Below are 2851 nucleotides of genomic sequence, written 5' to 3'. Positions count from 1 at the left end.
CACCGTGACACAAGCCGTGTAGCCAAGGATTTTGTGCTAGGAGACCAGCGATATTACAACGTGCCTTGTGATGCATGTGGTGTTCTACAGCCCATTGTTTGGTCACAAATTAAGTGGCCAAAAGGCGCCCCCGAAAAAGCTGTTTTTGTTTGTGCGCATTGTGGTCATGAACATGCTGAGCACAGAAAAACAGATCTCATGAGTGAAGAACGAGGAGCATGTTGGGTACCAACCAGTGAATCAAGCAGACCGAATTTGCGTTCTTATCATATTTCGGCACTCTATTCCCCTTGGCTTACTTGGGGGGAATGCGCAAGAGAGTTTTTAAATGCCAAGGATGATCCAGCTCTTCTACAGCCTTTTGTCAACACAGTGCTTGGAGAGCCATGGGAAGACAGAACAGGCGAAGTTGTTGATCCTGATAGCCTCTATGCAAAACGCGAAGATTATCCCCTTGCACCAGAACAAGCCGTGTTGTTAACAGCTGGTATTGATGTGCAAAATGACCGCTTAGAACTTGAAGTGGTTGGATGGGGACGCAGTGAAGAAAGTTGGCATATTGATTATCAAGTTATCCTTGGTGATCCCTCTTCTTTTGAAGTATGGGACCAGCTGGATGAATACCTTACAAAACGCTGGCCACATACAGGCTATAAAGAGGGAATTAGGATAACAGCTGCTTGTATTGATACCGGTGGTGGACACACACAAGCGGTTTATAATTACGTGCGCCCCCGTGAGGGACGACGTATCTGGGGAATTAAGGGGCAAGCGGGATGGCGTGCGGTATGGCCACGCCGTCCAAGTAGAAACAACAAAGGACAGATTAATCTCTATATTGTTGGGGTTGATGCAGCAAAAGATATTATCACGGCACGGTTTAAAAAATCCGGTCCTGAAGCATCGGGGGCTGGTGCAACACACTTTCACAAAAGCCTTGATCGAGAATATTTTGACCAACTGACCGCTGAAAGAAAAGTCATCAAATATTTTAAAGGCTTCAAGCGTATTGAATGGCAAAAAAGCGAAAAGGCAAGAAATGAAGCCTTGGACTGTAGGGTCTATGCTTATGCTGCTTTACAAGGTCTGATTTCGGCAGGAATAAACCTTAATCGAGAAGTCGATATCTTAGAAGAGCGTCTGGAAAAACTTAAAATTGAAGGCTCTTTAGAGCAGCCAACATCAGAACATGTGCCCTCTCCTTCTCCAAGAAGATCTCAGACAGCACAGCCTCAAAAGAAGCCATTCAGAACAATGATGAATCCTTATATGCGAGGGGATTGGAGGTAATTTGTGGGTGAAACTTTAGAACCAATTAACAGCAAAATTGAGAGACTTGAAAACTTAAAAAGGCGGCGTGAACAAATTGAAGAAGCTCTTTATTCGGGAGCACAATCGGTACGCCATGGCGATAAGCAAGTCAGCAACCGCTCTGTTGAGGAACTGCGCAGAGCGCTTGAGATGCTGAACACACAAATAGCCAACCTTGAAGGGTGCAAGCGTTCACGCGTTTTCTATTTTAATATATCACGAGGCTATTAATGGCTGGTTTTTTCAATAAACTCACAGGCTTTTTTAAAATTTCTCGTCAACACAATCCCCATTTTGAAGCGGCAAGCAAAAGCCGCCGTATGGGTGGTTTTGACCCCGCAAAAAAACATATCAATAAAGCCATTGAGGAATGCGGTGATACCATTGTTGCCCGTTCAAGATGGCTTTATGACAATGAATCTCTTTATGGGTCTGCAACAGAAGAATGGGTCTCCGCGGCTGTAAGTGATGGGATTAAACCTTATCCTCGCATTGAAGGCTTTCAAGAAGAAAAGAAAAAGCTTTTAGACTTATGGTGGCAATGGGTTGATGAAGCAGACTATGATGAAGATGCCAACTTTTATGGGCTGCAAGCAACCATTGCACGAGAGGTCTTTTTAACCGGAGAGTGCTTTGTAAGACTACACTATGTCGACCTTTATGGACGCTCTGGTGTGCCGCTTCAATTACAAGTTTATCCAACCGAAATGCTGGATTTAACTTACAATGGACCTGCTGAGATTGAAGGCAATTACATTCGTATGGGGATTGAATTTAATGCCAGTGGTAAGCGCGTTGCTTATCATTTCTGGGAACATCACCCCTATGATGATGTCCCTGCAAATATAGCATTTGAGAACCAAGAGCGCGTGCGCGTCCCTGCTGAAATGGTCCTTCACATCAAAGAGCGCCGTATCGCCGGACAATTGCGCGGTTCTCCCAAAATAACGCGCGCTATGACAAAGATCTTTCAACTCGAATCCTATGATGATGCAGAGCTTGAACGAAAAAAAACAGCGGCTCTTTTTGCAGTGTTTATTACAGGGAAGGAATCTCATGAGGCAGAGTTAGAGGACAATCGTGAAAAAACGAAAATTGAACAGAAGGTAGAAAAGAAGATTGAAGAGGTACCCGAAGAGCATCCAATTTACCCTGGCTCAGTTAACGTGGTCGATGGCGAAAAACAAATTACATTTTCAACCCCTGTTGAGGTTGGTGGTTCTTACGAGGCTTTTCAATTTCGCAATATCTTGAAAATTTGTGCAGCACTTAATATGCCTTATGCCGTTGTGACAGGGGACGTTACGCGCGGCAATTTTTCAAATGTGCGTACCTCCATCATTCAGTTTAGACGTCATGTTAAACAATGGCGTGAACATATTATTGCCTTTCAGTTTAACCGCATTATATGGGAGCGTTTTGTTGAAATGGCAGTGCTTTCTGGATGTGTCAATTTGCTAGGGTGGGAAGAAAATTCCTTGCCATGGCTTCAATGTGAAAGCTTTGCACCCCCGCTTGAAATGATTGATCCAAACAAGGA

3 protein-coding genes are annotated in these 2851 nt (G+C 44.2%); all 3 read left to right on the top strand.

The window, feature by feature from the left end; all coding sequences use genetic code 11:
- The coding region (locus ACFIMC_RS10320; RefSeq protein WP_375681078.1) for a terminase gpA endonuclease subunit at window positions 1–1290 on the top strand (1290 nt) is incomplete at its 5' end.
- Window positions 1291–1293: 3 nt separating this feature from the next.
- Window positions 1294–1542, top strand: coding sequence for a phage head-tail joining protein (locus ACFIMC_RS10315; protein WP_375635157.1), 249 nt, complete (start codon window positions 1294–1296; stop codon window positions 1540–1542).
- On the top strand, window positions 1542–2851 hold a 1310-nt coding region (locus ACFIMC_RS10310; protein ID WP_375681077.1), incomplete at its 3' end, for a phage portal protein. The genes ACFIMC_RS10315 and ACFIMC_RS10310, both read left to right, overlap by 1 nt.

Source organism: Bartonella sp. AP21QHHD (assembly GCF_042196205.1).
In the GTDB taxonomy this organism is placed as follows: domain Bacteria; phylum Pseudomonadota; class Alphaproteobacteria; order Rhizobiales; family Rhizobiaceae; genus Bartonella.
This window is presented reverse-complemented; position numbering and strand designations above follow the sequence as displayed.